We start from the raw sequence: 25,189 nt of genomic DNA on the forward strand, positions 1-25,189 counted from the left end.
GCGGGCCCGGCGAAGCTACACTTTGGCGCGGTTCACAAATGATAGGGACGGCGTCCGATGCGAAAGAAAAGATTGCTGCGCATTGTGCTGATCAACTTGGTGTTGCTGGCCGGCTTGCTGGCGGCAGCCGAGTTGATTCTACGCGAGACCGCGCCACCCCCGCCGCCCGAGCAACCGCCACCGTTGGGGTTGCGCCCGGAAGCCGGCGATCACCTATACGTCGTGGACCAAGGACGAATTCGCACGAATCCAAAATTCCGACCCGCGCCCAATGACCCGGACGAACGCGGTTTTATCGCCGTCGACCTGCCGCACCCCAAGCCGGCCGACGTGCGGCGGATCGTCATGGTCGGCAGCAGCCCGATGCGCGGCGGCACCCAGCCCGGCCAAAGCACCGCCGACTACCTGCAGCGCGAATTGGATCGACTGGCCCCCGCGGGGCGGTACGTCGTCATCGACGCGTCCCTGCCGCAGGGTTTCGCCGATAACGTGGCGTGGACACTGGATCAAATCGACCCGTTGGCGGCGGATCTGATCGTGTTATGGCCCGCGGCTGCGCCGGTCATCTATGCTGACATGGAACAAAACCTGTTCGGCGACAGCGGCGTTCGCGGTCGCATTTTGACGCTGCTGGAAACGACGCGCACCTACGAAGCACTGCGCGACATGCTGCATTCGGTGGCGCCGGAACGCACGAATCCGCAAGCGCGGCCGAGCGAAAAAATGACCGAGGATCCCGGCCGGGTCGACCCCGATCTCGCCGCGTTTTTGCAGCGCCTCAATCACGCCGCAGCCTCGGCCTACGCCCACTTCTTGGAATCGTCGCTGCAAACCACAGCCAAGAAAAAGCTACGAACGGTGGTGATCATTCCGCCCACGTGCGTCGCGTGCGTGGCGCCGCTGTTCTCGATCCACGACGGAGCCTTGTCGCCGGCGGATGCGAAAAAGTTCGCGGCGCATCTGGAACAGGGTGCACAGCTTTTGAAAACGGGCCGTCCCGACGAGGCGGCGCGCGAGCTGGAGCGGGCCAAGCGGATCGACCCGACCTACGCCCGGGCGCGCTGGCTGCTCGGTCGCGCGCTTCGGGAGACTGGTCAAGACGAGGCGGCGCGGATCGAACTGGCCGCGGCGGTTGAGCACGACGCCAGCATCGAAACGGTCAAAGAACCGCCGGACGCCACGACGCGGGCGATTGCCGAGAAATACGACACGCTGGTGTTCGACTTGGAAACGTTCGTGGTCGACAACCTGCCCGACGGCATCGTGGACGCGCGGGCCATGATCGATTTGACCCACCTCTCGCTGGATTTCCAGGCACGATTCACCCAGGCGTTGGCCGCGCAAATTCACGAGGACATGTCGTCGAATTAGCGGGCGGAAAGAATCCGTTGCACGACGGGCTTAAGTTCGCGGGCGATCAATTCGTGGCCGGCGGCGTCGGGGTGGCAGAAGTCTCGGAATAACTCATCCGATTTCCATTCGACATCAAAAACGCCGGCCATGGCCCCGGCGAGGTCCACCAGCGGCGTGTCGGTTTGCTCGGCGACATCGCGCAGCGAGTCGTTGGCGGAGAGCACGGCGCCCAAATTGCCCACCGTTTGCTCCCGTGCGCGGCGAAAGGCGGCGTCTGCTTCTCGGTCCCGGCCCAACCGGATAGCGGCCTCACCAAGGAAATGCCACGGCAGAGGCGACGCGGGCGACGACTGCGCAGCCCGGTGAAAGGATTCATAGGCGAGTGCCGACTCGCCGGCGTCCAGTTGCGCCAATCCCTCCTGGAAAGCAAGGCGGGCGCGCTTGCCCTCGGCACCGGGCGCTACGGCGGCTATCGGTTGCCATGTGAAGAGCGTCGGACACATGCGATAGCGAAAAGGGATGGTCGTCAGCACGACATCCACACCTGCGGCGCGCGCTTTTTCGATGATCTGGGTCATATTGTGCGCCATCGCGGCCAGATAGTTGCGGCGATCGGCGGCCCAGGCTTCTGCGTCGAAAGCGAAAGGTTCCGGGTAGGAGGCGTCGGCTCGACATTGTTGCATGGGAGTAAGCTGGTCGCGCGGATCGCCGCCGGCTCGCGCCCGTGTGGATAGGGAACCAATCGCGGCGCGCAGCGAGGCGGTCAAGTAACGGTAGAGGGTCGAGCGACGTACCGCGGCGGCGTGCCACTGCCGGGCGCGGACGGTTTTGTCTTCGTATTGCCATTGGAAGAATTCGCTGCCCAGGAGGATCACAAGGACGTCCGGGTAGTGGCAGCGGATGACTTCCTGCGCCGTGAATAACACGATTCCCGAGTCGGCTCCGAACAGGGACACGTTGAAAATCTCGACCGGACGATCGGCATTCAGCGCGCCCTCGAGTCGCCCGGCAAAGGTGTCCGGATACTCCACACCGTCGCCCCATGCAACGGAACTGCCCAGGACGAACACCCGTCGCGCCGCGGGCTTCGGCTCCTGGAGAGGCAGGATTCCGCGCACCGGATCCGTCTGCTCCAACCGCACCGACAACGCCATATCCTTCTGCCGTATTTTGACCGGCCACCGGCATTCATCGTCGTTCTCGGTGTTCTCCAAACCGCGCATGTCGCCGGCGGGGCGGTCGAGCTTCTTGGCTTCAACCAAATCGATGGGGCTTTCGCGCGGCGGCACGGGCATGAAGACACGCACGTCCATGGCGCGGCCCGCGAAAACGTCGACAACGCGCAGCACACCTTCCACGAGCGCCAGACCCAACACGACGGCCGCGATGGTGAACAGCAGTCGCTTCACGGCTTCTCCGGGTTTGCGGGCCCGGGCGGCGGCAACACGAGCGGTACCACCAACTCCTCGCCTTCGGCACCCGGCATCGACGGCGGCGCTTCCGTGATGATCCGATCGCCCTGGCTTTCCGCAGGCGTTCGCGGTGGCGGAGCCTCAAGCGGCACAACGTCCACCGTCTTCTTCTTGCCGGTTCCGGGTTCGTAATACCAAACGGTCATCGGCCACTGAACCGGGCTGGGTTCGGTGGCGGGGGTCCAATCGTTCCAATGCTCCCCGGGATCGGCGGCGGGGCGAAAGCCGTCGTCCATCGGCAACGTGATGCCCGCATGATGCGTGTGCTCGCCGTGCGCGTTTTTGGCGAAGGAGTTGGACAGCAGACAGCCGGGCTTTTCGGGAACCACGCGCACATCGTTGGGCATGAAGCTCCGGCTACCGTAGCCGCCGCCGAACAGCGTGAAATATTCCACGCCGAAACATTTCATGTCCCATGGCGTGCTGGTTATCTCGGTGACGTTGCCCAGTAGGTCGTACACGCCCAGACCGTAATCGCTATGGCCGAAGGGGCCGCCGGTAACGCCGGGAGCCTCTCGCTGTCGCTGGCCCTCGCAGGTTTCGGTCCAACTCTGTTCGGCCAAGCGGCAATCCCACGTCGCGCCGAAAGTCCACACGCGGGCCGGATCACCCGCCGTAGCCGCGTACTGCAATTCCTCGAAAGTCGGCAGACGCCATCCTTGCTGCTTGCACGCAGCCAGCGCTTCGTGCCATGTCAGTCGGTACCAAGGAATGACGCCGCGGCGAATTTGCGCCGGTGAAATGTTTTCGAAATGCCGTTCGCCGCGCGATTCGGCCGTGGCCTCGGGACGCGACGCTTCGTACCGCGCTAAACAAAAGGGTTCGAGATCGACGGTGTACGTGTAGCGGTTGTTGGGCCAACGCGGACCGGTGCGGGTCACTTCAAATAGGCCGCCTTCGTAATAGGCGAAACCCGGCGGACAGTTCGGCACGCGCGCGGGCGGCAATAACAGCCACGCCCCGAACACGCGCCAAGCAATGACGCCGAGCACTACGAGTATCACTACGCCGATGATGAGAGTAATCGTTTTTCGCACTGTAACTCCGAACGTTCAGTTCGCGGTTGCCGGGCAAGGCCCGGGAGTAGAATAATGCAACTTCATGAAGACGACCACCGCCGCCGAATCAAATAGACGTCTTAATGCCGCGATGTGGCTGGGGCTCGCGGCGTTGTGTGTTTTGGTTACCGTACAGAACTGGAATTATTTTCGGGCCAGGCCGGGGTATGTCGGGGGCACGAACTGCGCGGACTACCTGCTGCAAAGCGTTTCGGTCGCCTACACTTTAACCGGCGATCCCTCGCAACATTTCGCGCCGGGCGTGTTGACCCGCGTTAGTTACAAGGGGCCGTTGTTTCCATTGGTCGGCGGCGTGTTCGGCGCGATCGGCGGCAAATCGTTGCCGGTATACAACCTCGCGGCCACGCTATTTCTGCTGTTGGCCATGGTGGCGGTTTTCGATATCGGTCGACGCGTGGGAAACGCGGCTTTGGGGTTGGCGGCGGCGGCGCTGCTGGCCGGCTTGCCCACAGTAGCCGGTCAATCGTTGACGCACACACCGGAAATCGCGCAGATGGCGATGGTGGCCTGGGCGGTCGCCTTACTGCTGCGGCCGGGAATGAACTTCGCCGTCGCCGCGGGTCTGCTGGCGGGGCTGGCCATGTTGAGTCGCGGTACGGCGTTTATCTATATTACAGCGCCGGTGGCGTGGGCGGTCGCGGTCCGATGGCGTCAAGACGATGAAGGCCGCAAGGCGGCGCTGTCGTATTTGGGCCTGTTCACGCTGGGCGCCTTGTTGGTTTGCGGCCCGTGGTATCTCGTGCGATTGGAGAAACTCGCGAGCGATCTTTCGTACCACCTCTTCGATTTCTTCAACAAATACCAAGCCGGGCACACCGAAACAGGCCGCTTCTTTCTTGCCGAATTATGGCGCGCGAACTCATTAGCGGTTTTTGTTTTGTTCCTCGTAAGCCTCGCCGGCGGCTTGTGGAAACGTCTACCGGGATTCGCCTATTTCGCGCTTTGGTTTGCCCTTCCCTTCATCGTGTTCGCCATCGCCCCGGCGGACATCGCCCGCTTCATGATTCCGACCTACCCGGCGATCGCGCTGGCCATCGTCGCCTTCGTGGGAAGCCTGCGACCCCGCGCGTTGACGGCGGCCCTGCTGGTGGTGCTCGTTCTATTCGCCTTCGTCGGACGCCTGATATTGTTGGAGCAATGGCAGCCGGAATCGTTTCAAGCGCGCCAGAAGCTGATGCGCGTCGCGCCGCTGGCTGTCGAAGGGCAATATTGGCCGCATTCTCCGGACGCGGTCGCCGCGTTGGCACGCCATGCCCCGGCAGAAGAGCCCTTGTGGTTGGGAATCATCGACTACGGCGAGCACGAGGGGTCGCCGCCCGCCTTGGTGACCGTGTTGTGGTCGTTCGTCAGGCCGCTGCAAGGCACGATCAAATTGCGTCAGCGCATCGCGACGCCCTTCGATTTGAAGTTGTTCGCGCAGTCGTTGCCGAGTCTGGATTACGTGCTGGTGCTGGCGACGCCGAAGTCCGGCGGTTGGCCGGGTGACAGCGATTTGGCGGTAATGATCGCGCAGCGCGGCCCGCTGCAGGAACGCGATTACGCGATTCCAACCGAGGAGTCCTTCGAGGTCATCGCGGCCCAAGGCAAGCTGATGGAAGAACTCGACCGCCGGTCGATTCGCAACGCATGGGGCAGTCCCTTCGACTTGGTATTGTGGAAGCGGAAGGAGCCGGGCGTATGAGAACCGCGCGAATCGCTGTGCTGATTTTGCTGCTCGTGACGACGGCCTGCTCCCGTTCGGCGACACCAACAGCAGCCGAACAAAGCGCCGCGATGAAACTAGTCGGTGACACCGAGCGCTTGGTCGGCGTCATCGCCACGAATCGAGCTACCGCCGCGGCCGCAGAGCGTCTCGCCGAAGCCGCACGCGCCGGCGCGCCGCAAGTCGCGGTTCATGTGTATTCGCCCCGCGATGGAGGCCTGAGCGCCATGCTGGCCTTCGTGGAGCATCTGCCAAAGTTCGACGCGTTGGCCGTGATCGCTCCGAGCGAAGAGGACCCCTGGCCCGTACTGTCGGCCAAGACGGAGAAAAAATGGCGTCGTCAACGCGATGACGCCGAGGAATCGCTGTACCACATCAAGGAAGAATGGCTGCATTGGCGCACCTTCTATCAGCCGCCGGAACGGGTGGCTTTGGACGAACACACCGTCGCGGCGGTGTATCGCCCCAATCGCCGGGAACTGGCGCGCCTCAAAACCTTGCATCAAGGCCGGGGGCCGCACTACCTCGCCGACATTCTGCGGGAAGGGGCCAAACGTTTTCCGGCTCCGATGACCCGCGCCGACCGCCAAACCGTGCTGGACGACTTGCTGAAGCTGCCGCCGACGCCGGCGCTGTCCGCCGAGCTCTGGTCGGGTCCCGTCGAGACGGCCGACGGTTACCGGGTTCAGCAGCTCATACTCTCCACACCTCTGCACGGCACGGTCTCGGCCCGCCTGTTGCTTCCGGCCAAAGACGCCGGCCGCGTTCCCGGTGTGTTGGCGCTGCACGGGCACAGCGATCTTCCGGAAGACTACCTGCGTCGCTTTGCCGGCGAGGAACTGGCCCGCCGCGGCATGGTCGTCCTCGCCCCGGCGTTTCCCGCTTCGGGAAAGGACAATCTTTCTGAAAACGATCTTGCGGTAGAGGCCGTCGCCACCGGCACGAACCTCATGGCGTTGCGGGTCGAAGTGTGTCGTTGGTTCCTGAATGTTTTGGCGCAGCGAGCAGACGTCGACCCGGCCCGGCTGGGCGTCATGGGGCATTCGATGGGCGGCGTGCTGGCGCTATTCGTCGGCGCGGCCGAACCGGGAGTCCGCGCCACCGCCAGCGATCTCAAAGAGGTGATGCTCGAAACGCTGACCCGCGACAACCCCGCCGTCGGCCTCTATGTGCCGGGATTGTTGCGCCTGAAGGATTGGTCGGCGTTGGCTGAATTGATACGCCCGCGACCGCTTTTCCAAGCGTCCTACGGCTATCCCGATAAAGCGGCGCTGGTGCAGTTCATGGTCGATTCGCTGGGCGCGTCTCATCCCTCCCCCTCCCCGTGGGGCAGGAAGATTCGCGCCGTCTTGACACAGCCGACATCTCGGACACTGCCGCAAGCGCTGGCCGCGGCGGCTCAAAAAGCGCGCCCGCCGGAATCGGTGCGCCGCGCCCTGGGAGTCGACGCCGTGTACGAGGGGCGCGACACGTGGTCGCTGGACGATTCCGTGTGCCGTCACCCTCTGTTGGGCGAAGTGCGTTTCGCGCTACGTCGCGGCACGCAGGCTAAGGAGACGCCGCGGTTGGCGATTCGCATCGACGGCGAGCCCGCCGATTTTCTCGAAACCCGCCCGCCGGAATCGACCTGGCTCGTGATGAATCCGACTGGTGGCGAAAACGACGTGGAAGCGCCGCTGAAGCTGCTGACGATCAACGCCACGCTCACCGGTCTGCGATTGCGTAAGGTTGAAGGCTGCCTCGCGGCGTTGCGGGAAGCCGGGCGACTGCCGCGGCAAGCGGTCGCCGTGGAAGCCGAGACGACGCGGGTTTTGGAAAGTGTATTGGCCGTCGCCGCGTCGCCGGGGTTGGCGACGGTGCGCGTCGCTCCCGGTGCCGACACGCGCTCACCACTGGAACCGGTACCGGGATTGTACGGTTTTTTGCGCTCGTGGCGCGACACTCCGCCGGCCTGGCTGCCGCCGGACATCGCCGTGGACGCGCTCGTATCGCGCGGCACGCCTTACCGCAAGTAACCGAGGCTTCGCAAGCGTTTTTGATCTTCTCGGAGCAGAGGTTCAAGGCGAACCGCTGCGCGGCGGCTGCCGTCTTCGTAGGTATCGACGCGGGTGCGTGGAATCTTCGCGGCGAAATCGGGTGTCAGAACCTGGGTTAGCGCCTTGCCGCGCATGTCCTTGCCCGGCGGAATACCCAGCAGCGTCAACACGGTCGGCGTGACATCGAACACGCTAGCGCCTTCGATTCTCTGCCCAGGCTGAATCATCGGACCCGACAGGATAATGATTCCGTTGCGGGCATGCACGCCGGAGGACGGCGTTTTGACTACGTACGTCGCCAGCGGTTCGCCTACCCCACCGGGGCCGACGGGAAGAGTGTGCAAGTCACCTTCGATTTCGTCGAGCAGCGCCCGTTCCTTGGCAACGATCACGCGGATCTGCTCCGGCTCGCCGCCGGGCGGGGGCGGCGCGGGCGACGGCCGCGTTTCCACGCTAACCGATTCGAACACGGGCAAGTCGACCTTCCCCACGCGGAGAGAGCGTAATCGCTCGACAACCGCGTCGAACACGGCGGTCTCGTCGGCGTCGGCCGCAAGTCCCAAGCCGCGACGCGCGCCTTCGACGTTCAGCGCGTAGACGTTGTTGCGGTCCCACAAGGTGCCGAGGGCGGGCTTGCCGCCCTGCAAGACGTACAAGGGCGACTCGCCCGGCACGGGCATGAAGCCGGGGTCGAGCTTCATCAGTCCGACGGCTTGCAGCAGGCGGTTGGTCGATAGCAGATACCACGTGTTGCCCTCGGTATTGGCCTTGCCACCGTGGTCGGAGACGAGCACGACGGCGGCTTCGGGCGGCAGGCGGTCGAGCAGCCGACCCAGTTCGACGTCGACCCGCATGTAGGCGCGGGGGATGTCGTCGCCGTGTTGCGCGACATCATTTTCGTCGAAGAGCCATTTGCGCGAGTCGAACTTCTTGGGTTCGTAGTACATCCACGTGCGGTGCTGCGTGGCGTCGATTGTGCGGTCGTAAAGCAGGAAGAGATCCCACTTGTTGCCCAGCAGCTTGCGCGAGATGTCGAAGGTGAGCTTGGGATCCGGCTCCACTTGCCGCACGCGTTCGGCGGCGGGAAGCACGTCTTCGGGATAGCCTTCGCCGCGCTCGATCAGATAGCCGAAGCCGTTGAACTCGTCGAAGGGATACGCCGAAAAGAGGTTGATAATGCCGGTGCGCAGGCCGCGGTCGCTGAGAATTTCCCACAGGGCTTTCTTCTGCCGGTGGGTATTATTCACCTTGACCATCTGCCCGGTGTTCGGATCGGTCATCGTAAAATCGAAGATGCCGTGCTCGTCCGCGTCGCGGCCGGTGACTATGGTCGTCCATACGGCGGGCGAAATCGTGCCGCAACAGCTTTCCAGAGGTCCCGACGCACCGCGGTCAACCAGCTTTTTCAAGTTGGGAAGCTTGCCGTCCTTGATCAACGGCTCGATGACGTTCCACGTAGCGCCGTCCAGGCCGATGATGACCACCGGCGCCAGCGGCTCGGTATCGCGCGAGCAAGCGCCCAGCCAAACCAGCGTCAAGATAAGCAGAAACGCACCTGCGCGGCGCGCTTTTTTACTAGGGCCGTACATGGCATCATCTTAGCGCCTCGCGGATGGTGGTGTCCACGAGTGAAGCGCCGGGAGAGGCATGCGCGATCGAATCTCGAAGGCCGGAAACAACACGCGCGTCGCGTGGCTCGCGGCGACGACGATCCTGCTGCTGGCGGCGCTCAACGCCGGGTGGGTGCTGGCTCATGTGCCGGCGATGATCGGCGTCGATTCGTGGGATTTCTACCCGGCCTCGATTCACTACTACCGCTACCTGCAAGGCGTCGAGGACGTGGGCTTCGACCCGGTGGCCGCGGTGGGGTCGTATCGCGGTCCGCTCTTCCACTGGGCGAGCATGCCCCTGCCGCTGCTTTTCGGCGGCGGCCTCTGGGCGTTTGCCATCACCAATATCTTCTTCACCATCGGGTTGCTGGCGCTCGTGTGGTTTGCCGGACGACGCCTGCACGGAGACTGGGCGGGTTGGCTGGCCCTGTTGATGCTCGGCACGACGCCGGTAATCGTGCACGGCGCACGCAGCTACAATTTGGAGATCCCGCTGGCGACGTTGGTGACGCTGAGCGTCGTCTGCCTCTTGGCCGCCGATCGACTGCAAAAAACCTGGTGGGCGCTTGGCTTCGGCTTGGCGGCGGGCGCGGCGATGCTGGTCAAAGGCGTCGCGTTCCTATACTTCTTGCCGCCGCTGCTGGGCGCGTGGATCGAACTATTCGCGGCGCGACGATGGCCCCGCCCGGGAGAAACCCGACCGAGTTGGATCAAGGCGTTGGCGACGACCGCGTTGGCGCTGGCGGCGGCGGCCGGCGTATCGCTGCTGTGGTACCGCGATCACTTCACGCACCTGAGTGAGACGATCTTCCACCAAATCGGCAACTACTGGGAGATCTACGAACCGCTGCGCACCGAGGGCGGCGCGTCGGTATGGCAACAGATCCTCGTCGAAGCCGCGCCGCTCGTGTTGTTGCTTGGCGCCATCGGCATGATCGGGTTGACGCGACGGCGGCGTCCCGGCTGGGGCGTGTTGTTGGCGTGGGGTATTGTTCCCGCGTTGGGATTCCTCTCCGGCCCGGCCGACTTCGCGCGTTTTCTTTCGGCAGCCTTCCCCGCGTTTGCGTTGGCGGGCGGAATTGCCTTGGCGCGTCTGCCTTGGGAAGCAAAACGGACCAAAGTGCTGTTGGCCGCCGTGGTTCTTTCGTGTGCCTTCTACGCCGCGGCGTCGCTGCTGCCGGTGCGCGACAACCGCGCCCCGCTGTCGGTTACGCCCAGCCAGTACTTTGACTGGCCGGATCGCGAAATCATTCTGGAAACGATCGGCAAGGAGACCCGCGACATCGCCGCGCCGACGATCGCCGTGTACGCGGCGGGCAACCTGACGACGGTGCCGCCGAAGGTGTACTACAGCTACCTGGCGTTGGCGTTTCCCCGGGCTCGCATTTACGCGGCGGTTCACGACGACAATTTCGGGTATCGCTTTCGGGAGTTCTGCGGCCATTTGCCCGCGGCCGACGCGTTGATTGTCGTCGAGCAGCGGCCCGACGCGGCCGGTGTCGAGCACCCCGGCATGGCACCGCCGCCGTTGGCTTCCACAGGTCAAGCGGCGCTCGCGGCCTGCCTCGCGCAAATGGAGCGCGTGCAAAACGACTACCGGCCCGCACTGCGCTTGCTGCCCCGCGCCCCACAGCACGCGGGCGGCGTCCGGGTCTACATCAAAGCATCAGCGGGAGACGCGCCCGGTTGATTGCAGCCATTGGATGGTCGTATCGGCGACTAACTTCATCCCCGCATGGTTGAAATGGGTTTGGTCGCTGAAATATCGCCGCGACGTAATCGGGTTGTCATCCATCCGGGAACGTAGATCGATGAGTTCGATCGCGCCGCGTTTTCGTAGGCGTTCCAATTCCGGATTGACGATGAAATCCAAGCGACTCGCGGCGCCATCGTGCTCGACCGCGCGGCGCAGGTGCTTGCGGGCACGCCGCTGTTTTCCGTCCTGGTACAGTTTCATGCCGAGCCGAAAATGGGTTTCCGCGTAGGTGTCATCGATGGCCAGCGCTTCCTCCAACAACGAGCGGGGATCGCGGGATTGTTCCGCTTCTTGGAGCAGCCGGCGGACTGTTTGCCGCTCTTGTTCGATGGTCGCCGGATCGAATTCGGATTGCATCGGTCGCGCGTAAAGGTTGGACAGCAGCGTGTAGAACGCGAGCGGAACGCCCGCTTGCTCGGCGATGTCAGCCATCTCGCGCAGCGTTTCGCCGGTCTTGTGGCGGTAGATCTCCTGTAGATTCTTCTTCGCGGCTGCCAAGGCGCGCGCGTCGGTATTGCCGTAGGTTCTCGCGCCGGTCATCAAATCGCGCCCCTGAACGGGCGTGCCGCGTCCGAAGACCAGCGGTGAAACGAAATCGCGAAACAGGCGTGTGGCGAACATCGCGCGGATCAGCGGATTGGTGAATCCGGAGTGGAAAATCAGTTCGCGGTCCTGCCCGAAGTTGATCGCGGGCGACACGTTGCCGATGTACACGAGCACGAGGTCTGGATCGTATTCCACAAGCTCGCCGAGAAGCAGACGCATGGTGTCCTGGTCGAAGGCTTTGTTGGCGCAGTTGGCGATCTCCAGCGTCGTTTGCATGCCCGCCGCGTGCCACTGCTCGCTTATGATGGCGCCCAGGTCGTCGAATTCTCCTTCACTGCGACGGGCATAAATGGGAGAACTTCCCAACAGGAAAAGGCGGAATTGATCCGGCTGTTTTTCGACCCGGAATTCCGCCGGCGCGAAAGGCACTTCGACCTGAAAATGCACGCCGCCCGCGGTCATCTGCGTAATGCCGAAGCGCGGAAAAGTATTCGGGTCGGCTAAGCGATTGCGCCAGACGCGGTGGCCGTCGTCGGTTTGCACTTGTTCGAACACGCGCGGCGGCGGCGGACCCGTCAATGCCGCCGGGGTTTCTTCGGTGAGGCGCAGCACGATCTCCACCGTCGTCAACAACGCCGCCAAAATCGCCACGTTGATCGCGAGGATGAGAACAATTCGCCGCCGTTTGCGCTTTGTGGTCGCCATACTTTTGCCGAAATTCCTCCATGGCCTATATAGCACGGGACGCATGGCCGATGGTATGATGTCTTTATGGCGAAGACAAAAACATGGCGTCGATGGTTGATTCACGCGGTGGTGATCGCAAGCTTGCTGGTTGCCGTCGAGATCATCCTGCGACTGAGCAGCGCGCCGCCTTCTTTCACCCGGTCCGACGATTCATTCGCAGACCGTTTCTTCGTGCCCGAATCGCGCGACGGCGCCGAGATGATGGTCAACAACTTCCGCAGCGAAATGGAGTCCGAGGGCGTGCCCGCCGGGGAACCGCCGCCGGAAGGTCGCAACGAAGCATTATGGCAGCGTGTGCGCGACGTGATGGAATTCAACCGCGAAAAGCCGCCCGACGAAACGCGAATCTTCGTGCTGGGCACCTCGCCGATCTGGGGATTTCTCGGCAACCGCGAAGATGACCACACGCTCTTGGCCTTGTACCTGCGCGACAAACTGCGCGACCGCTATCCGCAGGTAAACGCCAAAGTCGTCAACGCCGCCCACGTCGGCATGGGTGGGCCTGAAGTCTTGCGCTGCCTGCGCGAAATGGTCGAATACCAACCCGATTTGGTCGTCGTGTATTTCGGCGGCGTCATGCCGACTATGGCCCCGCCGGTCGAAGACCGGGGCGACCTGGAAAAATCGCCTGAAACATATTTCCTGCTTCGCCTGCTCGGTCACTCGAAGCTGTTCCGCGCGATTCGCAAGGCGTTGTCGCCCCGATCCGCCGAAGCCCAACAACCGTTCCCGCCCCCGCCGGTCGGCAGGCCTCCGGAGTTGGCGCCGACCATGGGTGACATCGAAGCGACCGACCCCGAGTTCGACAGTCGTGGACTGCCGCTCTTCGGGCCGCACAGCAAACCGCTGGAACAACCCGAGGATTATGACGAGCGCCTCGTAAACCTCGTGGCCAATCTCAAAAGCGAAATCGAAGGCAGCTACCGGGCGCTTTTCGAGCAGATGGCCGGCGACATCGCGCAACGAGGCGCCGCCGGCGTGTTTTTCACCGTGGCGACCAACAAGGCCGACATCCGCCCGTTCTGGTCGTTGCACCAAAAACCAATCAGCGCGGCGGATCGCAAGACCTTCGCGCGATTGCTGGTCGATGCGCGACGTCGACTCGACAACGGCGATGTGGCCGGGGCGCGACGCGCTTATGAACAGGCGGTGGCCTTGGGGCCGACATTCGCTGCGGCGCGATTTGAACTGGGACGCGTCTATCGCCAACTCGGCGAGCATGACAAGGCTCGCGCCGAATTCCTGGCGGCCAAGGAATGGGACGCCTCCAACGAACGCGCGCTGGACCGGCCGAACGACCTGCTGCGTCACGTTGCCGCGGCGCACGGCCTAGCGACGCTGAACGCGGAGGAGATCATCCTCGCCATGCCCGAAAGCGAAGGATACTTGGGCCGTGGCGTGTTTATCGACCACCAGCACATGACGCCGGCCGTGGTGCGGACGATGGCCGAAGCTCTAAGCGATCGCATGCCGCAATACCTGCCGCAGGTGAACTGGGGAAATTAATCCCCGGCGATCAGCCGGTCGACGTCGACTTCGAACAAGCCGCAACTCGAGGTGACGAACACGCGCCCGGTTTGCTGTTCAACGTGAATTCCCCGCGCCAACTTGCCTACAAAGGTTCGTCCCAAGCGCCGGTAGGTTTCCGCGTCATAAACATCCAAGAGACCATCGGCGTATCCGGCCGTGACGATCGCGTCGCGCGTGCGGTCGAAGTAGAGTTCGCGCACGGTCGTGCCCGTGGGAATGCGGTCGCGCACGGCCAGCGTATCGCCGTCCAGCACGAGGATCTCCCGCGTGAAGGTCGCGGCGGCGTACACGCGATGGCGCTTGCGGTCGTAGTCGAGCCCAATCGTCGGCACGCCCACGTCGACTTGCTTGAGGATATCGAAGTCGTTGCCGTCGAAGAGCAGAAAATACCGCGAAACCACCGACGCGTAGTAACGATGCCCGTAACGGTCGGGCACCAGCGTGTCGAGCATGCCGATGAATCCCAGGTTGTCGAAGTGACGTTTGAAGATCTTGCGGCGGCTGTCGAGGCTGTATTTCGCCACGTCGCCCTCGTACCCGAGCACGATCAATTCGTTGCGTGCGTTGTTGAAGTAGGCGCGAATCGGCTCGAACTCGACGACCAGTTCCTCTTGCTGGCGGAACAGGCCCCCCGCGTAGGAAATAACGCGAATCGTGTGGCGACCGTTGATATCCAGCACGACGACGTAAATTTCTTCGCGTTGCGGATTGACCGTGATGCGCTGCGGATAGCGCGCGGTGGATTCGCCCTTGATCAGAATCAACTTCGCCGCGGCGAAGTCCGGCTTCGTAAAGGGCATCGCGCCGATGGCGTCGTTGGCGACTTCCTGGCCGAAGAATAGTTTCAGGAAGCCGGATCGTTTTTGCTTGAGCGTAAAAAAGAGGCGGTCGGCGTCCGGGTCGCTCTTCACGTCGTAAGGGAAGCAGGCGTCGAGACCGGGGGCGCGGTCGATGTCGCCCCGCGTAATCAGCGGCGTGAGATAAGGCGAGGCCGCCAGCCGATCGCAAGCGCTTGCCGACGTGCCGAGAAACGTGAAGGTCATCGCGGCCAGCGCGAGATACACGGCGGCGATGATCACCAGCAGCGAGTCCAACCGGGCCCAGGCGGGGTAGTCGGCCCGCCGCCAAGTCTGCAAGACAAGCAGCACCAGCAGGATGGCGCCGAACACGGCAAACGCCCAGGGGTTCAAGCCAATGCCGATGGGCACGAGAATGATGGTCGGCAAGAGTAGGATCAACCAGATCATCACCTTGGCGATGATCGGCAGGATTTTTCGCAGCCAAGCGCCGCGCCGCACGATGAAATGCTGATAGCGGGGCCACTTCTTGCGTAGGGTTTCGTGTACCACCAGCACGAAAAACACCGGCGCCAGCAAAACGGCCATCAGCAGGTAGTAGATAATGCGGCGCTCAGCAAACGTGATGCCCATCACGTAGGCGATCGGCAACAGCAGCAGCGTGTACAGCGCCAGGCGGCGAAAGGTCAGCATGGTCGCCAAAGTGTAAAGAATGCGGCGCGTCTTTTCAACGAAACGACCTCACGACGCCGGGCGTATCGTAACGACGCCCGTGCACTGTGGATCGCGAAGCCTCGCGGCCAACTCACGGGGAAGCTCAGCCGCCCCCGCCGCGGCCGCCACGGCGAGCGTAACATCGCTTCCGTGTCGGCTCTTGCGAATCACCAATCGATCCCGCGTCGCGAAACGTTTGTTGATCGTGGCGTCAGTTTTCCAACTTAGCTCTTCCACCGCGATTTCCACGGTGACACGCCCGCGCGCCTTCTTGAGCGCCGCCGGATCCCAATCCGCGCTCACGCCCACGACGCAGGTTTCACGCGGGCCGCAATCGTTCTCGCGCTTGAATTCGATGGTCTTGTCATGCGTGGCGCGAATGGCCGCGTGGCCGCGAAAAGAAAAACTGAGTTCGGCGAAATCGGCTTCGGTCGTCGAAGCTCTCGCCAATTCGTAGGCTTGCCGGCGCGTCAGACACGTCTCGGCGACCAAGCGCTTCGCCACCTCCGGCGTGGTGAGCCCGTCCCGCATCAGTTCCCGCGCCCGCGCGCCGATGGCCGTCAAGTCGTCGATTCGTTCGTCTTCGGGGTCGCGTCCCGCCACGATCAACAGCCCCTCCCCGCTCAGATTCGGCGGGAGGGAAGCCGGCAAGTCGGCCAATTTGGCGCGGGTGATGGCGCCGGTTGCGTCGGCGAAAAATGCCAAGCGATCACCGAAAGTCTCGCGCGACGCTTCAACAAGGTCCGCGATCCGCTCGGCGGCTACGGAAATCGCCAAGGGACGCAAATCGGCGGCGCACGACGCGAGCGTGGCGGCCCGGCGTTTGGCCCCGCTGGGCAACCGGCCCAATACGTTGACCCGGCTCGTGCCGTAACCGGCGGCGGGAAGCATGCCGGCCAGGGGTGAAACGGCCGGCAGCACGGTGACGCGGTATCCGGCGTCGTCGACCGAGGCGACGAGGCCTCCTGTGGGGTCGTCCGGACCGGCCAACAGCAGCGCGACGTTATCACCGGCGGCGAGGCGGCGTAAAACCGCTTTTAGCACCGGGCGCGTCACGATTTGCTTGATGTCGTGGTGGCGCAGCAACCGGGCGGCGCGTTCGAAATCGGCGGCAGCGACCATCTGCGCAGCGCGCAATACGGCCAGCGCCCGCACCGTCAGGTCGTCGGGGTTTTCGGGCATCACGACAATCGTCGCTTCGCCGTATGCCTTTTGGACCTCGTCAGTCATTTTCGTCCCTCCGATGCCCTTGAATCCGCAGCGTGGCGCGGCGGCTCCCGCGGGTCAAGCGACCGCCCCAGGTCGTGCGTGCGGGGAGCGGCTCGTCGCCGATCAATCGCCGGTCGGTGATTTCCAAACCGAAGGCGGCGTAGCGTTCGCGCAGTCGCTCATCGACAAATTCTTCGGTGAGGGACGGTAAGTCGAGGCGTTCGCGCAACGGGTCGTCGCCGAAGACCTGCATGTTGAGCAGGATGTCGAATTCGCCGCCGGGAGTGAGCAAGGCGGCGGCCGGGCGCATGATTTCCGGGCGTGCCTCGGCGACACCGCGCAGCAACGCGCCCCACGGGAAGTTGATCGTCAAGCGACCGACCAGGCCGAACAAGGCCGGCGGCCAGTACTCGAGACCGCCGATCAGCAGCACCAGGTTCTCGACGCCGCCGCGGGCCGGCTTGCGACCGAGGCGCGACGCCACTTTCTTCATGTTGTCAGCCACCGGGTCCAACGCGAGGCACAAGGTGTCGGGGGCCGACCGGGCTAAGCGGTAGGGAAACATGGCGTCGCCGGTCCCAGCGTCGAGGTGAACGAAAGCGTAGCCCGCCGCGCGAGCGAGTAGTTCCGTCGCATCGAATTCGACGAGTCCTCGCGGAGTTACACAACGCAAGTTCACGGACACTCCTGACCTTATCGTCGTTTTGCCTCATGGTATACGAAATGGCGGTGGCTGCCTATGGAATGACGCGCGCCTACCGACAAGGAATGCGATAAATGATCGTATGCCTGCCTTCCGAGGCGTGCACGTAGTTGCCGTCGGTCGGCACAAACGCGATCGACTCGCCCTGCAATTCCAGGCCGGTGGGTACGACGTCGCGCTCGCCGACCAGCGCGATGTCGTCGAATTGTTCCCCGAGCGGCAGCCGCCACTCGATCGCCGTCAAATAGGTGCGCAGCAAGAGGCGTCGCCCGTTGCGATGAATGTCGCCCCCCGTCACCGTAGCGATGCCGCCGCCGCTGTCCAGATCGCCCAAATGAACCAGCTCGACCGGATCATCAGCCGCCAGCGAAGGAAAAACGTACATCTCGCTCGTGCCGAAGGGGTACTTCGAAAACACGTAGACATCCCCGTCGGGATGCACGGCCAGGGCTTCGGCGTCGCGCGGCCCGTCCGGATACGTGAACGGGAACGCTTCCCAAGTCGCCAACAACATATTCCCGAAGGGCACGAGCGGATCAACGTCCGGCTCGACCACGCGGTACACCAGGCAGTCGGTGCGGCTCGCGCCGTTGTCGCCGATGTCGCCCGCGTAGAGGCACTCGTCCTCGTCGCAAGGGCCGACGGCCATGTCTTCCCAATCGACCGCCGTGGCGCCGTCGAGCTCAACGCGACCCAGGTAGTTGCCTTCCAGATCCATCGCGTAGAGATAAGGTCCGTCGCCCGAATCGTTTTGCGCCCACAGCACGCCGGGGTTTTTCAGGCTGACAGCAAAGCCCGAGGTCTCGGTCAAATCCTCTGCGCCCAGGCGTCCGAAGATCTGCGGCGATGCGTATTGCTCGCAAGCGGGCGGCGCGGTGTCGTCGTCATTATCGTTATCATCGTTGTCGTCATTGTCGTCATTATCATCGTTGTCATCATCGTCATTATCATCGTTGTCATCATCGTCATTATCGTCGTCGTCAATGTCGTCGTCACCAATTGTGTCGTCGTCATCGCCAATCGTGTCGTCGTTGGTGTCGTCATCGTCATTGTTAACATCGTCGTCGACATCGAATGTGTCGCTGTCGTCATCGTCGGAAGCGCCGCAGGCACTGCCGAGAACGCATACGAGAAGCAACATCAACACCCACGCGTATCGCTTTGGTTTCCATCTGTTCATCGTTCATCCTTCGTTTTGGCTCGCTTCACTTTTCCGCAATTACGCGACCGGTTCAATCCGGTGGCTGACAATTGCCGCGCCGACGGCCGCCAAGGTTATCACGCATCCGACTGCCACCCACGGCGCGACCGCTTCACCGAGCCACAGGACGCCCAGGATCGTCGCGCCCACCGGCTCCCCGAGCACCGCCAACGCCACGACCATCGGCTTGGTGTAACGCAGGCTCCACGTGATAATCGTATGCCCCACCAGTTGCGGCAGCAGCGCCGCCAAGACCAAGTACCCAAAGGCCGACCACGAGGGCACGCTAAGCGGTACGCCGCACAGGGCCGCACCACCCAGCAGGGTTACCGCTCCCACGGCGGTCGCCACGCCGGAAAATGCCCACAAATCCAACCGTTTACCGAGCCGGCGGCTGGTCAGCATGTACCCGGCCATCGCCACCGCGCCCGCCAAGGCCAGGCCGTCGCCCGCCAGCGCCGTCCAACCGACACGCAGGTCGCCGCCGCCGAGGATCAGCAACCCTGCGAAAGCCAAGGCAAGCAACAGCCACAAGCGGCCGGTCGGTTTGTCCCGGCCGGTGATGACGCCCGCCACGGCCAGCAGCAGCGGCGTGGTTGTCACCAAGGTCACCGACGCGGCAATGGAGGTCATCGTCAGCGAAGTCACCCATGCCCCGAAATGCAGGCCGTAAAAAAGACCGGCCACGACTGCATGGGTCAAAAGCGGTCCCCGTAGCTTGCCGCGTAGCGCGGCGCGGACGGTCCAGGGCAGCAAGAGAACCGCCGCCACCGCCAAGCGAACGCCCGCGGCAATCGCCGGATGGGTCGGCGAGGCGAGGCGGAAGAAAATCGCCGCAAAGGAAATCGCCGCCACCGCCGCGACAAGGGCGACGGGCACGAGGTGCGGTTTTTCGATCGAAGGCGCGCTCATGATCATTTTCTTAGCCGAATTTACGCAAAAGACAAAGCGCTTTTCAGACGAGCGCCTTTTTCCAACGGCCTTGCCGGTAGCGCAGGCTGATCACGACGGCGAAGAAGAACACGTGAACCAACGCGCCCAACCACGCGCCGAGGATGCCGTAGTGGGAGCCGAGCAAATACACCGCCGGCACGAACACACAAAGACTCGAGAGCAGAATCGCAATCATGGGAAAGCGCGTGTCGCCCCCGCCGCGCAACACGCCCGAGATGACCATCCACAAACCGTCGCCGGGCTGGAAGATACCGGCGACGATCGCGATTTTCGCGCCCACAGCAATGACGGCGACATCGGGATTGAACAGGCCGATCAAGGGTCGGCGGAACAGGATCATCATCATGCCGGCAAACGCCATGTAGCCGACGCCCACCCATAACGTCCGACGCGCGGCGCGTTCGGCGAGATCCAGACGCCGGGCGCCGAGGTACTGCCCGACGAGCGTGGTGGCCACGACGGACACCGCGGCGGTCGGCAGGAAGCTCAGGTGCAGGAGTTGAAACACGATGGTGTGCGCCGCCAGGTCCACGGGCGAGAGTGTGGAGGCGAACACGGTGAAAAAGGTCCAGCCGAGGATGTCGAAAAACCACGACAGGCCGATCGGCAGGCCGATTTTCATAAACTGCCCGATATCGGCGAGCGTCGGTCGCAGCCACGTGCGGGTTTGGAAGCGATCGTGGTTCGCCCGGCTAAAGTAGTTCTTCATGTACATGGCGGTTTCGCACATCGCGGCCAGGACGCTGCCGATCGCCAGGCCCGCCACACCCATTCGCGGCAGGCCGAAGTAGCCGAACACGAGCACGATCGACAACGCCGCGTTGATGAGGTTCGCCGCGACCGTGACGAACATCTGCATGCGCATGTCTCCCAGCCCGCGCAAAAAGCTCGAAAACGCGAAATTAGCCAGCAGCAGCGGCATCGCCAGCAACCGGATGGAAATGTAGAGATCCGCGTAACCGGCGACGGCCGGGTCGGTACCGAACAACTCAATCAACTGCGGCATGTAGGGCACGACCAGCCAGATGAGGGCGACAAAGGGTCCGATGAAAAGTAAGCCCACATGCACGTGGCGTCGCAAATTCGCGTAGCGGCCCGCGCCATGGTCCTGCGCCACCAGGGTGTTGATGACCGTCATCGTGCCCGTGAAGATCGTGCCGAGCATCCATGCGAGCATGCCGCCCAGGCCGACCGCGCCCTGCTGTAACGTGCCGACGCGCCCGATAATCAGCGTGTCGACAATGCTCATCAGCGAAAAGGATAAAAAAGCGACAACCAGCGGACCCGACATCAGCAGCACTTCGCGCACGCTTCCCGAGTGCGGCGTGACGACACCGTTGTCCTTGACCGGCGTTTGCGTGGCGGTGTTCGGTTCCACTTGTGTTCCTTTGCGAAAGGACGCGAAAAAGCGGACTATAGAATCGCTAACCGGCGCTGACAAGCAGCGGTGCTATGGTATGATATTGCGTCGATTTTCACAGCCAACGTAAAACCAACTGAGATAATCATGAAGACCGAAACCAGTGACGTACTCGTGATAGGAGCCGGCCCGATTGGTACATACGCCGCTTGGCGCATGGCGCAAGCCGGGCTGCATGTTCGGTGTTTGGAGCGACGCACGGCCCAACAGCCGCCCTCCGACATCGGCTTATTCCATTTTGAACGCGTGGCCTTTGATCGCACGGAGGTGCCGCTTCCCAAGAAGAAAGACCTCGTCTGCACCTACCCCGGCATCACGGTGCACACGCCGGACCCCGACAAACACGTTTGGGTAGACGGCATCGAGACATGGGCGTTGGACCTGAACGTGTTTATCCGCGACTTGCGACGCTTGGCAAAGCAAGCCGGCGCTGTCTTTCGCTTCGGCCGGGAAGCGCGGCGACTGTTGGTGGAGAACGGTCGAGTCGTCGGGGTCGCGGTGCAGCACGGCGAGCGAAGCGAAGAGTATCGAGCGGCCATCGTCGTGGACGCCAGCGGATTGCATCGTTTCGCGCGCCGGAAGATGCCGGCGATGAACTATCCGGGTTGTGACAAAGCGTTTACCGTGTTCATGCAGTACTGGCGCGATGCCGAGACAAAGCCCGGCGACGGCATTCATTCCTACCTCGGAACCAATTCCTGGACAGCACGTTACCCGGATAACTGGATCGTCGGCATGGGCAATAACGTGCCTTTGACAACCCTTGAGGCCGCGCATTACGAGTGGACGACGCGCCTTTTCCCGGGTTCGACGCAAGTGGAGCGCAGCGTGGCCGGCACCATTCCTTATTCCTTCCCGCCGCCCACCTTGGTTGACGACGGCCTCATCGTGATCGGCGACGCGGCCGCGACAAACAAGCCCTTCAACGGCGAAGGCATCGCTTCGGGTATGAACCTGGCGAAGATCGCCGCCGAAGAAGCTCCCGCGGCGTTGCGGGCCGGGGCGGACCGTCGCGCGCTGTGGGAGATCAATCGCCGGTACTTCACCGACCAGGGCGCGAAATTCGCTTTTTTGCTGGCGATGGGCCTGTCGTTAATCAAACTGACCGACCGGGAGTTGATTACCGCGTACGACGCGGGTATGTTCGGTGCCGACGATTTGCGTCAGACCTTCTACAATTATGAGGTGAAGAAGCCGATCACCGATTGGGCTCTCCCCCTGGCTCGATTGTCGCGGCAGATGTGGACAGCGCGTAAGTATGCCGCGGCGTTTTTGCGCGCGACCCTTGTGGCGCGGCATTTTGAAAACTTTCCGAAGTTGCAGTCCTATGCCGGGTGGGATAAGCGTTTTCGCAAGCTCGTCGCACCCTTCACCTAAGGTTTGAACTGCGGCACTGTAATAGCCTTCGACTGCATGTCGATTCGGCTCGATGGCGGAGTAATTAATCATGAGTGACCAACACCCGCCGGCTTCCACGGAGATTGCCGTCGGCTCACGCGCCGCATGGCACAATGAATCGTTTTGGCAGCGGTGGGGCCGCCGGGCGATCACTATCCCCGGTTACCTCGTCGGCACGGTGGTCATTTGGCTTATCGCGCCGGTGGTGATTCCGATCGTCGCCATCGTCGACCTCATTCGTCGCGACAAGTGGTCGGCCCTGCGCGCGTACGCCTTTCTACTCATGTATTTCGGCGCCGAGTTCGCCGGCATCCTTGCCCTATTCGCCGCGTGGTTGTTTTCCGGCGTGTGGGCCGGGGTGAATCGCCGCCAATTCCTCGACTGGAATTACACGATACAACGATGGTGGGCGAAGTGGCTGTGGCAAGTCGGTCGGCGCATTTATCGGCTGAACCTGATCGTGGACAACTTCGAAGTTGCAACGCCTGGTCCGATACTCGTTTTCTTTCGCCACGCGGCGATGCCGGACACGATTTTGCCGGCCGAGTTGTTCCTGGTGCAGCAACGCATGCGCCTGCGGTATGTGATGAAACGCGACCTTTTGTGGGATGCCTGCCTGGATATCGGCGGCAATCGACTGCCGAATTATTTCGTGCGGCGCGACTCCCAGAACACCACGCGCGAGACCGATATCCTCCACGCCATGACCGCCGATGTCGCTCCGGACGAAGGCGTGATGATCTACCCGGAGGGAACGCGTTTTTCCCACCGGAAACGAGACGGTATCCTGCGCCGGCTTCGAGAACGCGGCAACGAAGCGGCGCTAAAGCGTGCCGAGTCCCTGAAACACGTGCTGCCTCCCCGGCTCGGCGGTGCGCTGGCGATTCTGGAAGGCAACCCCGGAATGGACGCGGTTTTCTGCACGCACGTCGGTTTCGAAATCGCCAACCGTTTATACAACCTGATCAACGGCGCGCTGGTCGGCCGCACAATTCACATCAATATGTGGCGCGTGCCATTCAAAGATATTCCCACCGAGACTGCGGCGCGCATCGAGTGGTTGTTCGAACAGTGGCGGCGGGTCGACCGCTGGATCAGCGAGCATATCGAGAAGATTTAACCTAGACCGGATCGATTAACGCCAGCACCTTTTGTCCCGGCTGCGGCGTCGGCGGCGTCACGGCGGTGAAGGGCAGCAATTTCCGATCCATCGTGATGATCGCCAAGGGCATTGCATGCTCGCCATAGGTGTTAAGGAAGGCCTGGTAGTCGAAGTCTTCGGTCAGTTGGATGGTCTTGACGCGGGCGCCGTGCGCAAAGCGTCGCCCGATGTTCTCGTACGTCGCCGCGCGATGAAACAGCAACCGGCCACGAAGGTGTTTCGGGGAATCGGTAGTGGGACTGCCGTCGAAGTCGGTATGCGGCGTGATTTGATAGACCTCAGATCGGCCGAATAGCTCCGTGAAACGCAGCGCAGCCAGCGCGTTGGCTTCGTCGTTGCGGGTCAGCGCAAACAGCCGTCCGACGCCGTGCAGAGGCACATTGTCGATAGCCTGCAGGGAAACGATGTTTTCGTGGTAGGCGTCGAGCCCCTCGCGCATTGCGGCCAGAACATTGCTCTGGTTGGTATCCACCAACACGACTTGGATGTTTTCATTGCGGATCGCTTTGGCGATTTCGCGCACCCAATCGTGAGCCGAAACAAACAGCACGCCTTGCGGCATGGCCTGGGCGAGGCGTAGCCGTCGGGCCAGCGGCGCTGCGGTAACGCCGTACAAAATGACCGTCGCGACGATCACGAAGAACACTTGGGCCATTAATTCGTCGGCCCGCGCATAGCCGCGGTCAGCCAGTTCCAGCGCGAACAACGAGGCCACTGCAGCGGCAACAATCCCGCGCGGCGCCATCCATGAAAGAAATATTTTTTCGCGCCAGTTCAATCGCGAACCGATGGTCGACAGGAACACCATCGCCGGACGATTGATTAACACCAAGAAAACCAGAAACGCGACGCTGCCCCACCCCAGCAGCTTCATGTGCGCGAATTGGAGCCGCGCCGCCAACAGCACGAAAAGGCCGGAAATCAACAGAACCCGCAGTCGTTCCTTGAATTCGATGATGTGTTTGACCGAAACTTGCGACTGGTTGGCCAGCACAATACCCATCACCGTGACAGCCAGCAGACCCGATTCGGCCTGTACGACGTTCGCGCCGATGAACACGCCGATGGCCGTCATAAGCACGACCGGCTCCTGCAACAAATCGGGCAACCAATGCCGCTTCATCAATATGACGATCAGCACCGCGCCCGCTGCGCCCAGCAAGCCGCCGAACAGGAACGCTTTGGTCAAACCCAACACCACGAACCAAGCCGAGGCTTTCTCCGCGCCAATAATCAGCGCTTCATAAACCAGCACGGCGATGATCGCGCCGATGGGATCGTTGACGATCCCTTCCCATTTGGCGATGGAACCGATGCGGCCGACCGGGCGTATGTATAACAAGAGCGGAATCACGACCGTCGGACCGGTCACGATTAAAATCGCGCCCAACAAAGTCGCCATACCCCATTCAAAATTCAAAAGGTACCGCGCCGCCAACGTGCCGAGACCCCAAGTAATCAGGGCGCCGATCGTCACGAGTCGCGCAATGGTGAAGCCGTCCTCCCGCAGCGACTTGATCTTCAGGCTCATGCCGCCTTCGAAGAGAATGACGGCGACCGCCAGCGAAACGACGGGGAACAGCAATTCACCCAGCAGTTCGTCGGGGTGTAGGAAGCCGGTGACCGGGCCGGCAAGAAAGCCCACCAGCAACAAAAGCAGAATCGACGGCAGGTGCAGACGCCACGCCAGCCAGCGGGCGGTAATCCCGAGCACCAAAATGCTACCCAGGCCGATTAGTAATGTCTCTTCTTCCACGTGGCGCACTCCGTCGTGACAACCGTCGAGTCCCGCACGGACGA

General features: G+C 62.6%; 18 protein-coding genes. 7 read left to right on the forward strand and 11 right to left on the reverse strand.

Features of this window, described 5'->3' with window-relative positions; genetic code table 11:
- Positions 1 to 57 precede the first annotated feature (57 nt).
- Positions 58 to 1,371 carry a tetratricopeptide repeat protein gene (locus P9L99_20840; protein MDP8225820.1) on the forward strand — a complete coding sequence of 438 codons (1,314 nt, stop codon included), beginning with the start codon at positions 58 to 60 and terminating at the stop codon, positions 1,369 to 1,371.
- Here the strand turns inward: P9L99_20840 and P9L99_20845 are convergent.
- Positions 1,368 to 2,762 carry a hypothetical protein gene (locus P9L99_20845; GenBank protein ID MDP8225821.1) on the reverse strand — a complete coding sequence of 465 codons (1,395 nt, stop codon included), beginning with the start codon at positions 2,760 to 2,762 and terminating at the stop codon, positions 1,368 to 1,370. The genes P9L99_20840 and P9L99_20845 overlap by 4 nt on opposite strands.
- Positions 2,759 to 3,862, reverse strand: a complete 1,104-nt coding sequence (locus tag P9L99_20850) for an SUMF1/EgtB/PvdO family nonheme iron enzyme (protein MDP8225822.1) — start codon at positions 3,860 to 3,862, stop codon at positions 2,759 to 2,761. The genes P9L99_20845 and P9L99_20850 overlap by 4 nt, the downstream gene beginning before the upstream one ends.
- A gap of 64 nt (positions 3,863 to 3,926) precedes the next feature.
- Here P9L99_20850 and P9L99_20855 point away from each other — a divergent pair, with 64 nt between their 5' ends.
- Together P9L99_20855 and P9L99_20860 are read left to right on the forward strand one after the other, a co-directional pair.
- Complete coding sequence (locus P9L99_20855) at positions 3,927 to 5,585, forward strand: glycosyltransferase family 39 protein (protein ID MDP8225823.1); 1,659 nt, start codon at positions 3,927 to 3,929, stop codon at positions 5,583 to 5,585.
- A complete protein-coding gene (locus P9L99_20860) occupies positions 5,582 to 7,621 on the forward strand; it encodes an alpha/beta fold hydrolase (GenBank protein ID MDP8225824.1) in 2,040 nt (679 codons plus the stop codon). Before P9L99_20855 ends, P9L99_20860 begins: the two co-directional genes overlap by 4 nt.
- On the opposite strand, the gene P9L99_20865 is transcribed toward P9L99_20860, so the two are convergent.
- A complete protein-coding gene (locus tag P9L99_20865; GenBank protein ID MDP8225825.1) occupies positions 7,609 to 9,231 on the reverse strand; it encodes an alkaline phosphatase family protein in 1,623 nt (540 codons plus the stop codon). The two genes, P9L99_20860 and P9L99_20865, sit on opposite strands and share 13 nt — an antisense overlap.
- Before the next feature lie 58 nt (positions 9,232 to 9,289).
- Here P9L99_20865 and P9L99_20870 point away from each other — a divergent pair, with 58 nt between their 5' ends.
- Positions 9,290 to 10,942, forward strand: a complete 1,653-nt coding sequence (locus P9L99_20870) for a glycosyltransferase family 39 protein (protein MDP8225826.1) — start codon at positions 9,290 to 9,292, stop codon at positions 10,940 to 10,942.
- Here the strand turns inward: P9L99_20870 and P9L99_20875 are convergent.
- The gene (locus P9L99_20875) at positions 10,919 to 12,259 is read right to left on the reverse strand and encodes a tetratricopeptide repeat protein (protein MDP8225827.1); all 1,341 of its coding nucleotides are present in this window, start codon (positions 12,257 to 12,259) and stop codon (positions 10,919 to 10,921) included. The genes P9L99_20870 and P9L99_20875 overlap by 24 nt on opposite strands.
- A gap of 66 nt (positions 12,260 to 12,325) precedes the next feature.
- Between P9L99_20875 and P9L99_20880 the strand changes: the two genes are divergently transcribed.
- On the forward strand, positions 12,326 to 13,807 hold the full coding sequence (locus P9L99_20880) for a tetratricopeptide repeat protein (protein MDP8225828.1): 1,482 nt from the start codon (positions 12,326 to 12,328) through the stop codon (positions 13,805 to 13,807).
- On the opposite strand, the gene P9L99_20885 is transcribed toward P9L99_20880, so the two are convergent.
- The 6 genes from P9L99_20885 to P9L99_20910 form a co-directional block, all read right to left on the reverse strand.
- Positions 13,804 to 15,321, reverse strand: a complete 1,518-nt coding sequence (locus P9L99_20885; GenBank protein ID MDP8225829.1) for a hypothetical protein — start codon at positions 15,319 to 15,321, stop codon at positions 13,804 to 13,806. The genes P9L99_20880 and P9L99_20885 overlap by 4 nt on opposite strands.
- A 48-nt stretch (positions 15,322 to 15,369) precedes the next feature.
- On the reverse strand, positions 15,370 to 16,572 hold the full coding sequence (locus P9L99_20890; GenBank protein ID MDP8225830.1) for a DUF371 domain-containing protein: 1,203 nt from the start codon (positions 16,570 to 16,572) through the stop codon (positions 15,370 to 15,372).
- On the reverse strand, positions 16,565 to 17,230 hold the full coding sequence (locus P9L99_20895; GenBank protein MDP8225831.1) for a hypothetical protein: 666 nt from the start codon (positions 17,228 to 17,230) through the stop codon (positions 16,565 to 16,567). Before P9L99_20895 ends, P9L99_20890 begins: the two co-directional genes overlap by 8 nt.
- Before the next feature lie 76 nt (positions 17,231 to 17,306).
- Complete coding sequence (locus P9L99_20900) at positions 17,307 to 18,434, reverse strand: hypothetical protein (protein ID MDP8225832.1); 1,128 nt, start codon at positions 18,432 to 18,434, stop codon at positions 17,307 to 17,309.
- Positions 18,435 to 18,473: 39 nt separating this feature from the next.
- Positions 18,474 to 19,367: a DMT family transporter gene (locus tag P9L99_20905; protein MDP8225833.1), complete on the reverse strand. Its 894-nt coding sequence runs from the start codon at positions 19,365 to 19,367 to the stop codon at positions 18,474 to 18,476.
- Between the two features lie 43 nt (positions 19,368 to 19,410).
- Entirely contained in the window at positions 19,411 to 20,787 is a 1,377-nt protein-coding gene (locus P9L99_20910) for an MATE family efflux transporter (protein MDP8225834.1), read from the reverse strand.
- A gap of 129 nt (positions 20,788 to 20,916) precedes the next feature.
- Here P9L99_20910 and P9L99_20915 point away from each other — a divergent pair, with 129 nt between their 5' ends.
- Both P9L99_20915 and P9L99_20920 read left to right on the forward strand, forming a co-directional pair.
- Positions 20,917 to 22,206 carry an NAD(P)/FAD-dependent oxidoreductase gene (locus tag P9L99_20915; GenBank protein MDP8225835.1) on the forward strand — a complete coding sequence of 430 codons (1,290 nt, stop codon included), beginning with the start codon at positions 20,917 to 20,919 and terminating at the stop codon, positions 22,204 to 22,206.
- Positions 22,207 to 22,276: 70 nt separating this feature from the next.
- Entirely contained in the window at positions 22,277 to 23,347 is a 1,071-nt protein-coding gene (locus P9L99_20920; GenBank protein MDP8225836.1) for a 1-acyl-sn-glycerol-3-phosphate acyltransferase, read from the forward strand.
- Between the two features lies 1 nt (position 23,348).
- Here the strand turns inward: P9L99_20920 and P9L99_20925 are convergent, their stop codons facing one another.
- Complete coding sequence (locus tag P9L99_20925; GenBank protein ID MDP8225837.1) at positions 23,349 to 25,145, reverse strand: sodium:proton antiporter; 1,797 nt, start codon at positions 25,143 to 25,145, stop codon at positions 23,349 to 23,351.
- Positions 25,146 to 25,189: the final 44 nt, after the last annotated feature.

This window comes from Candidatus Lernaella stagnicola, assembly GCA_030765525.1.
Lineage (GTDB): Bacteria > Lernaellota > Lernaellaia > Lernaellales > Lernaellaceae > Lernaella > Lernaella stagnicola.

Coding starts and splice junctions, on each gene's coding strand:
- P9L99_20840 (MDP8225820.1), top strand. CDS start 58: ATGCGAAAGAAAAGATTGCTGCGCATTGTGCTGATCAACTTGGTGTTG.
- P9L99_20855 (MDP8225823.1), top strand. CDS start 3,927: ATGAAGACGACCACCGCCGCCGAATCAAATAGACGTCTTAATGCCGCG.
- P9L99_20860 (MDP8225824.1), top strand. CDS start 5,582: ATGAGAACCGCGCGAATCGCTGTGCTGATTTTGCTGCTCGTGACGACG.
- P9L99_20865 (MDP8225825.1), bottom strand. CDS start 9,231: ATGTACGGCCCTAGTAAAAAAGCGCGCCGCGCAGGTGCGTTTCTGCTT.
- P9L99_20870 (MDP8225826.1), top strand. CDS start 9,290: ATGCGCGATCGAATCTCGAAGGCCGGAAACAACACGCGCGTCGCGTGG.
- P9L99_20875 (MDP8225827.1), bottom strand. CDS start 12,259: ATGGCGACCACAAAGCGCAAACGGCGGCGAATTGTTCTCATCCTCGCG.
- P9L99_20880 (MDP8225828.1), top strand. CDS start 12,326: ATGGCGAAGACAAAAACATGGCGTCGATGGTTGATTCACGCGGTGGTG.
- P9L99_20885 (MDP8225829.1), bottom strand. CDS start 15,321: ATGCTGACCTTTCGCCGCCTGGCGCTGTACACGCTGCTGCTGTTGCCG.
- P9L99_20890 (MDP8225830.1), bottom strand. CDS start 16,572: ATGACTGACGAGGTCCAAAAGGCATACGGCGAAGCGACGATTGTCGTG.
- P9L99_20900 (MDP8225832.1), bottom strand. CDS start 18,434: ATGAACAGATGGAAACCAAAGCGATACGCGTGGGTGTTGATGTTGCTT.
- P9L99_20905 (MDP8225833.1), bottom strand. CDS start 19,367: ATGAGCGCGCCTTCGATCGAAAAACCGCACCTCGTGCCCGTCGCCCTT.
- P9L99_20915 (MDP8225835.1), top strand. CDS start 20,917: ATGAAGACCGAAACCAGTGACGTACTCGTGATAGGAGCCGGCCCGATT.
- P9L99_20920 (MDP8225836.1), top strand. CDS start 22,277: ATGAGTGACCAACACCCGCCGGCTTCCACGGAGATTGCCGTCGGCTCA.